The 7,348-nt window shown below is 57.3% G+C and carries 8 protein-coding genes and 1 pseudogene; 6 read left to right on the top strand and 3 right to left on the bottom strand.

The genetic code is table 11. From position 1 onward, the window contains the following. Positions 1-260 (bottom strand): annotated as a pseudogene (locus ABID37_RS26115) (hypothetical protein); the annotation flags it as partial. A gap of 522 nt (positions 261-782) precedes the next feature. On the opposite strand from ABID37_RS26115, the gene ABID37_RS26110 reads away from it, so the two are divergent. Beyond that, a complete protein-coding gene (locus ABID37_RS26110; RefSeq protein ID WP_354199880.1) occupies positions 783-1,025 on the top strand; it encodes a helix-turn-helix domain-containing protein in 243 nt (80 codons plus the stop codon). A gap of 76 nt (positions 1,026-1,101) precedes the next feature. Here ABID37_RS26110 and ABID37_RS26105 read toward each other — a convergent pair whose 3' ends face one another. Next, on the bottom strand, positions 1,102-2,316 hold the full coding sequence (locus tag ABID37_RS26105; protein ID WP_354199879.1) for a GSU2403 family nucleotidyltransferase fold protein: 1,215 nt from the start codon (positions 2,314-2,316) through the stop codon (positions 1,102-1,104). Positions 2,317-2,420: 104 nt separating this feature from the next. Between ABID37_RS26105 and ABID37_RS26100 the strand changes: the two genes are divergently transcribed. Continuing rightward, entirely contained in the window at positions 2,421-3,377 is a 957-nt protein-coding gene (locus ABID37_RS26100) for a GHMP family kinase ATP-binding protein (protein ID WP_354199878.1), read from the top strand. Then, on the top strand, positions 3,361-4,392 hold the full coding sequence (locus ABID37_RS26095; protein WP_354199877.1) for a PLP-dependent cysteine synthase family protein: 1,032 nt from the start codon (positions 3,361-3,363) through the stop codon (positions 4,390-4,392). The genes ABID37_RS26100 and ABID37_RS26095 overlap by 17 nt, the downstream gene beginning before the upstream one ends. 25 nt (positions 4,393-4,417) lie before the next feature. On the opposite strand, the gene ABID37_RS26090 is transcribed toward ABID37_RS26095, so the two are convergent. Then, positions 4,418-5,686, bottom strand: coding sequence for a threonine synthase (locus tag ABID37_RS26090; RefSeq protein WP_354199876.1), 1,269 nt, complete (start codon positions 5,684-5,686; stop codon positions 4,418-4,420). A 194-nt stretch (positions 5,687-5,880) separates the two neighbouring features. Between ABID37_RS26090 and ABID37_RS26085 the strand changes: the two genes are divergently transcribed. From ABID37_RS26085 to ABID37_RS26075, 3 genes are all read left to right on the top strand, one after another. Next, positions 5,881-6,096, top strand: coding sequence for a helix-turn-helix domain-containing protein (locus ABID37_RS26085; RefSeq protein ID WP_354199875.1), 216 nt, complete (start codon positions 5,881-5,883; stop codon positions 6,094-6,096). A 273-nt stretch (positions 6,097-6,369) separates the two neighbouring features. Then, on the top strand, positions 6,370-6,876 hold the full coding sequence (locus tag ABID37_RS26080) for a GNAT family N-acetyltransferase (RefSeq protein ID WP_354199874.1): 507 nt from the start codon (positions 6,370-6,372) through the stop codon (positions 6,874-6,876). Between the two features lie 87 nt (positions 6,877-6,963). Next, positions 6,964-7,269, top strand: a complete 306-nt coding sequence (locus tag ABID37_RS26075) for a hypothetical protein (RefSeq protein WP_354199881.1) — start codon at positions 6,964-6,966, stop codon at positions 7,267-7,269. Positions 7,270-7,348 lie beyond the last annotated feature (79 nt).

The following is a 7,348-nucleotide window of genomic DNA, read 5'->3' as shown; positions in this document are numbered from 1 at the left end:
ATCGAGTGGGCCGGCGTCCGCGCCAGTTCCTCCAGGAGCCGGGCCGTCTCCCCGGCGAAGCGTTCCTCCGCCGCCTTCGCCTTCGAATAACCGAGGTCAAGGTCGCCCCGTGTCCGGCGCGCGGGTCCCAAAACCTCTTCAGAGCAAGAAGTGGGCAGAGAACCCGTCGTCCGCGCGATCCTGCTTTCCAGCCGCTGCTGGCGCCGGCACAGCGCAAGGGCCCGCGCATGCGCATCGCGCCAGCGATCCGCCAGCGCCAAAACCGGGTCCCTGTGCCGGAAACCGTCTCCTGCCGGCGCGGCCGATGCGCACCCCTTATGCCTGCCGGCTGGCCTCGCCACTGCAATCATGGCATTTTCTCCCCGCGCCGCAGGATGACGAAAGGCAAAGAAATGCTATGGTCGGAATCAGCCATGATCCGAGCTCCCTACAGCTTGGGTTGTTGGTTAGGTCGAGCAGGGTGTTGCAGCATCCTGCTCGGCCGCTTACCCGACTATATTTCCAGTTGTTTCAATACGATGAGGGAAGGTCGTTCCCGCCTGAGCTGACAAGCGCAGCGCGATAAACCACACGAGTTTCACCTATTGGTCTACCAATGGCGAAAGGCAAAGAAATGTTATTCTCGAAATCAGCCATGATCCGAGCTCCCTACAGCTTAGGTTTTGGTCGGGGCCAAACTGAGTGTTGCAGCACTCGTTCGACCGCTTTTCGTGACCTGTGCGGCCATTAACACGCTAACGCACATTAATGTCAACCAAAAATAGCGATATTTGACAAATTGTATGATTTCTTCTGAGCAATGTCGGGGCGCACGTGCAATGTTGGGATGGAGCCAAGGCCAATTGGCCGATGAGGCTGCGGTTTCACGAGCCACCGTGGTGGATTTCGAACGTGGCACAAGAGTGCCTCATCGGAACAATGTCACCGCGATACAGCGAGCATTAGAAGCGGCAGGAATTGTTTTTATTCCTGATAATGGCGGCGGGCCTGGAGTCAGATTCGAAAAATCTTCTAAGCAGTCGTAGGTGCTACCCCCTTTTTCCAATTCTCGTACTAAGGACAGCGATCGTTGCTTTATGGCAGTTAGGGTAGAGGCTTTGCTCACGCCCCATGCTCAAGCACGAACAAGGGCTTCGCATCTTCGAAAACTGCCTTCGGCAAAGACCTGATGGCGTTCGCTTCATAGGGCAGGTGGTCGAAATGTGAGGCGGTGAGTTGCGCCACTGCCTTCGCCTGTGCCAAATCCCGGTGCCGCTTGACCGGCTCTCGGTCTACACGTTTCGATACCCACAGCTTATGTGCGGCAAAGGCGCGTGGGTCAGGCGCGATCATTCGCAGTGGCCAGCCTTTCTCATCGATCGCGACCGCTTCGAAAGGCGGGGCGTTTTCCAGCCATGCCAAACCTTCTATCCCGGCAGCGACGAGCTCCCCGTCGTCGCTCGCGATCACATCCTGATCCTTTCTCCATGCAGGATTAGCGACCGGTTTGATCAGGTCGACCAGGAAGCCATCACGATTGATCGCGCGGAATGATGCCTGCGAGCGCTCAAAGGACCTGTCCACTTTCCGCAGCAGATTGATAAGGGTCCCGTCTTCCACCTGATCGCTGGTCAAGACCCTGAGCGTCCGGCGAGCATCCATGAGAAGGTCGATGTCCTCCGTCGTCGTAATGCCAGGATCCACAAACACGCCGGCTGCCGCTTCATAGGCGTAGATTGCGTTGGTTCCCGCGATGCGTATGCCTGCACCAAGCAAGCCGGCATTATCCAGAGCTCTGATGATCCTTGCCGTGAGCAGCGGTACGCGGCCGAGCCTCAATGCGCGATTGACCGCAGCCTGGCGTTCCAGTTGCTCCTGCCGGGCCGCCAACGTTTCCTGTGCCAAAGTCCGCGCGGCATCCCAATCGGCCTTTTTCTTTTCTGTTTCGGGCGACCGGTGCCCCTCGACCTTCTGACGTCTGACGCCTGCGGATGTATAGTAGCTGCGCACCAGATGATCGACACCGCTCACAGTGTGCCACACAAGGGAGCCACGGAAGCTGTTGGCTTTCTGCCGAGCCTGCTCCAATGCCAAAAATCGCTGGTCAGAATTGACCTTTTCGCGCCGCTGATCATTATTTAACTCAATGAAATCAACCATTTCAACATATATATGGATTTTGTTCCCAAACTGTTGCAAGAGCACACTACGCCGAGGCGCTCGGCTTTGCAACAGACTGGAAGCACTTTGCTCTTTTCTGTTGATATAGTTGATTTTACACGATATTTTTACCTGCATGCCGGTGAGCTGCGCGGCAGTCTGGTGCTGCGCAACCACTCGCGTCCGGCATCTCATCCCGGTCAATACCAAATTACCGGAAGTGACGCGAACTGAGGGTTCGTCCACTTTCCGGCCGAACGCTTCTGTTCGGAGATAAGCCCGTGACGACCGTCGAAGAAGCACCTGGGCCGAATCCGTCTTTATATACAGGACGGGGAGAAGGGCATGCTATCGGCCACCACGGCGAACTGATCCAGGGTGTATTCGAAGACGAGCAGGGGCTTTTGCACCGTGGTCTTGTTACGATTCCGCTGGATGGTCTGCGTTCGACGGCCGAACTCATCCTCGATGAGAGCGAAAATCTTAACGTCGAACCTCGCGAAAAGACAAAGGCGTTACGCGCGGCCCATCTGACACTCGAACAACTGGGGCGTCCGAAAGCAGGCGGCCTGCTTCGCGTCGAAAGCGACATCCCGATAGGACACGGCTACGGCTCGTCGACGGCGGATGTGGTTGCGTCCATCCAGGCAGCGGCTTCGGCGTTGAGAACAAAACTTACGCCGGCTTCGATCAGCCGCCTGGCAGTCGCAGCCGAGACTGCGACCGACGCAACCGCATTTGAAACCGAGGCCTTGCTTTTTGCGCAGCGAGAAGGGGAGATTCTCGAGCATTTCGGCGGTTCATTGCCACCATTCATCCTTCTTGGCTTCAAGGCAAACGGAACTGGCAGTGTCAGCACGCTCGAGTTGCCTCCCGCGCGATACAGCCTTGAAGAAATCCAGTTGTTCCGTGTCTTGCGCGGGGCAGTGGCCCGAGCGGTCCGGCTCCAAGATCCCCGTCTTCTCGGTCGGGCCGCGACATTAAGTGCCCATATCAGCCAACGGCATCTCTCAAAACCATCTTTCGACTATGTGATCGAACTTGCCGACCACCATCGAGCGCTCGGCATTCAGGTTGCTCACAGCGGATCTTTATTCGGGCTTTTGCTGGATCCCGGGTCCGCCAACCTGACGTCCGTCATTCGCAAGATTTCGAACGAATTGAGCGATGCCGGCTTTCAGGACATCGGTGTTTTTTCTGTGAACGGGGCAGGGGGCATCCATGTCCTTCAACATTGACTATTTCCGTGCATTGGAAACGCCCCGGCTTGCGCGGCTTGGCCCGAATATCGTTGCTGCCGCATTTCCTCTGATGAAGCTGTTGCCGGCTCGTTTCATTCTCGATCAGGCGCAGAAGTCACGCGAATTGAAAGCCGCCAGCCACATCATAGAAACGACCTCCGGCACGTTTGGCATGGCTGTGGCGCTTCTCGCGGCCGCACGGAATTACCGGCTCACGCTGGTAACGGCACAAACCCTGATCGACAGTCCTTACAAGCGCCGCCTTGAACTGCTCGGCGCAAATGTCGTGGTGCTGGAGGACGAGAAAGGTGACGGGAATCAACCGGGCAGGTTGGCGTATCTCAGGCAGGCCATGGAGGATCAGCCGGGGACATTCTGGACGCGGCAATATGACAGCCCTGGCAACTGGATGTCCTACGCCCGGTTGGCAGAACTACTTGTGAGGTCCACAGGGCAAATTGACTGGCTTGTCGGATGCATCGGAACAGGCGGGTCGCTTTGCGGAACAGGCACCTTCCTGCGGCAGCTCTACCCACATTTGAAGATTGCAGCTGTCGATACCCATCGCAGTGTGCTGTTCGGCCAACCGGTGGGCAAGCGCATGTTGCGTGGTCTGGGGAACAGCGTCATTCCCGCTAACGTCAGACATCACCTGATCGACGAGGTTCATTGGGTTGGCGCCTATGCCGCATATCATTCCGCACATGTGCTGCTGCGAAACCATGGTATTTTCCAGGGACCGACAAGCGGCGCATCTGCCCTTGTCGGCGCCTGGGTCGCCCGTACTCACCCTGATGCTACCGTTGCGGTCATCATGCCCGATGAAGGCTTCCGACACGCGGATACGGTCTATAATCAGGAATGGCTGGCTCGCCTTCCCAGCTGGCCGGGCGAAGCGATCCATGAACCTGAAACACTTTCAACGATAGACCCGCGGGAAGAATGGGAATGGACCCGATATGAATGGGGGAGGGCACGTCTGGATGATGTGAAGCCGCCTTCGCAAGCCTAGGGTCGGCGGCCGGAATTCGCTCGAACTACGCCTTGTGCCCCGATCCGGTTCTTTCAAGTGCCCGCGTCCACGCGTCTTCAACGCTTTCGAACGGCTTCTCCCTCGCCGGGGCTTCGACCGAGCTGTCGAGATCCTTCAACCCACTAGCCGTGACGATCGCTACCACCCGGTCAGAGGCAGCCATTACCTTCTGCTCTCGCAGGCGTTGAACGGCGACAAGAGGCGCGACAGATGCCAGTTCGGCAAAGATTCCCTCTTTGGCGGCCAGCATCCGTTGCATGGATGTGATCTGGTCGTTGGATACGCAGACCGCGCACCCTCGCGTATCCCGAAGTGCTTTCAGTGCCTGATAGGTGCTGCGCGTCGTGCCGATCGAGACGGCAACTGTATCAAATCTCTGCTCCTGCTCTTCGATCCTGTCGTGTCCACTTTCGAGCGCGGCCGACAATGAGCCATGCACCTCGGCTGCGACCAGTCTGGGCACACGGCTGATCTTGCCCATCTCCAACAATTCGTGAAATCCTGCGGCAAGGCCGGCCAACGCATCCCCGTAACAAACCGGCAGAACGCACCAGTCGGGCAAGCGATCACCTGACTGGTCGACAATCTCGTAGGCAAGCGTCTTGTAGCCTTCGATACCAATCGGATGACTGCCGACGACGGGGTGATGATAGGGGGAGGTGACAAACCATCCGAGCTGATCGGCAGCCTTTTCGAGAAGCGCCCATCTGTCCGTTTTGCGGGCCATCGGGAAGACCGACGCGCCATAAGCGCGGATTTGTGAAATCATGGCGCCGGCCGCGCCGGCAAAGGTCGCAACGACACATTGAAGTCCAGCCTTGGCAGCATAAGCCGCCAGCGATGCTCCGGCGTTGCCTGATGATGCGGTTGCCACGACCTTTGCCCCTTGGTTGAGGGCAGCCGATATAGCGACAGTCGAAAAGCGATCCTTATGGGACCAGGTCGGATTGCGGCTCTCGTCCTTAATAACGAGGTGCGGCACATCCAGCACCTTGCCAATACGTTCAGCAGGGACAAGGGGCGTCAAACCTTCACCAAGCGACACGATCCCGGCGCCAAACGGGGGAAGGTGGCACGCATATTGCCACAGGGATTTGCCGGCATGATTGTTCGTGGCGGCAAGGTCAATGGAACTGTTTCCGACCGGATAAAGAGGCCGAAGGTTTGATGGGCCGGTTTCAAGGCAACTCGGGCAGCCCCTTGTATCCAGCCTCTGATCGGATGGGTATTGGGTCCCGCAACGGATGCAGCGGTATCCCGCAATAATATTCATCTCGGTGAAACTCCCCGCTATAACGGTCTGGTCCGGGCAACAGCGCTCGACGCCACCATGTCGACCTCGGACATGGGACGGACACATCCGGCTCGACCGCGAACACCCTGTTCAAACAACATGCCGGCTATATGTCAATGAGAATGTGCACTATAATACGTTGCATTAAATTGCACATGTGAAATACTGAACCGATGGACATACAAGGTATATTCGGCTTGAACCTGCAGCGGTTACGCCGGGAGCGGGGCTTAACCCAGGAGCAATTGGCTCATCTGTCCGGTAGCCCCCGGGCCTATCTCAGTGGTGCCGAAGCCGGTCGCCGCAACGCGACACTTGAAACAGTCGAAGCACTGGCGCGCGCCCTCGATGTCGATCCGGCAGAATTGATAAAGAGGCCTGATCCATAAAAGAAGACAAGCAAACCGGCATCAAACAGCCTCGCAACATCCTCGACAATCCCGGAAATTGTGTATGGGCGGATCGCGGAGGGGTGAGTACGATTGGCATGTCTTGTTCAGATATCGCCGATCCATTGGCCCCGGTGAAATTCGCCCCCGGCTCAACTGCGCAGCGGACATCTGCAGCAACTTGTTGAATATTGGATCACAGCAATAACCCCCGCACCTTCCAAACGCGTGGAACCAGAAGATGTCAGCGAAATCCCTGACGGGATCATAGGTATGGAAGTTTCTCTCAAACAGATCCAACATGCCGAGATTGCCACGATTTCCGGGATTGAGCTGAGCGCCCGCGAGGAAGACTTCGCTGGCGGAAGCATGACCGCGATAGCAGGACGTTTGAAAGCCCGACCGAACTCAGAAGACTGCTTCCCATTTCTGATCATGGCAGATTGCAAGATTGCCGGGTTCCTGATGCTTCGAAAGGGGCAGGCATTGCCCGATTGGGCCGCCCCGGATGCAGTCAGTCTTCACAATTTTCGCATCAGCGGGAATATGCAGGGGCGGGGATGTGGAACGACGGCCGTTGCCCGTGCCGCCCGTTGGATTGCAACACACTGGCCACAAGCTTCAAAGCTGATGCTCAGTGTCAACGTCGATAACTTTGCTGCCAGAGAATTCTATCTACGCTGTGGCTTTCAGGAAACCACCGAATCTCACAACGGACGGCTTGGAGTGGAACATATTATGTCATGCCGCGTGTCCGATCTCATGCGGAAATCGTTGTAGGCGTGCGCTAGCTGAGGTCTGTGACCAGCGATCGATCAGAGATGAGCTCCCGGCAGATCTCATGCTGTCCGCCCGGTTACGCGCTCGATGGGCCTGAACCCCACGCTCATGGAACGGCGAAACTTGCTGCGGCTGTGCAGACGGCCTTGCGATGACAATATCTCGAATCGACCGGCTGCAGCCATCCGGCGGACGGAGGAAACTGCCGCCTGGCTCAAGGACCTGGGCTACGATGCGCTTGCCTATCGCGCCGGCATGGACAAGACGGTGCACCAGGCCAACCCGATGCGCTTCCAGCATGGCGAGGCGGTCATCATGGTCGCCACCGTCGCCTTTGGCATAGGCATCGACAAAGGTGTCCAATTCTCCGCTCTCTTAGTGTCTGAATCATAAAGATCGGCATGTTTTCAATGTCTTGCCAGTCTGCGCGTGAGCATGCGGATATTGGCGATGAGGACCCATGCCTCGGCGG

The sequence above is a fragment of the Aquamicrobium terrae genome (assembly GCF_040545735.1).
GTDB classification, from domain to species: domain Bacteria; phylum Pseudomonadota; class Alphaproteobacteria; order Rhizobiales; family Rhizobiaceae; genus Mesorhizobium; species Mesorhizobium terrae_A.
This window is presented reverse-complemented; position numbering and strand designations above follow the sequence as displayed.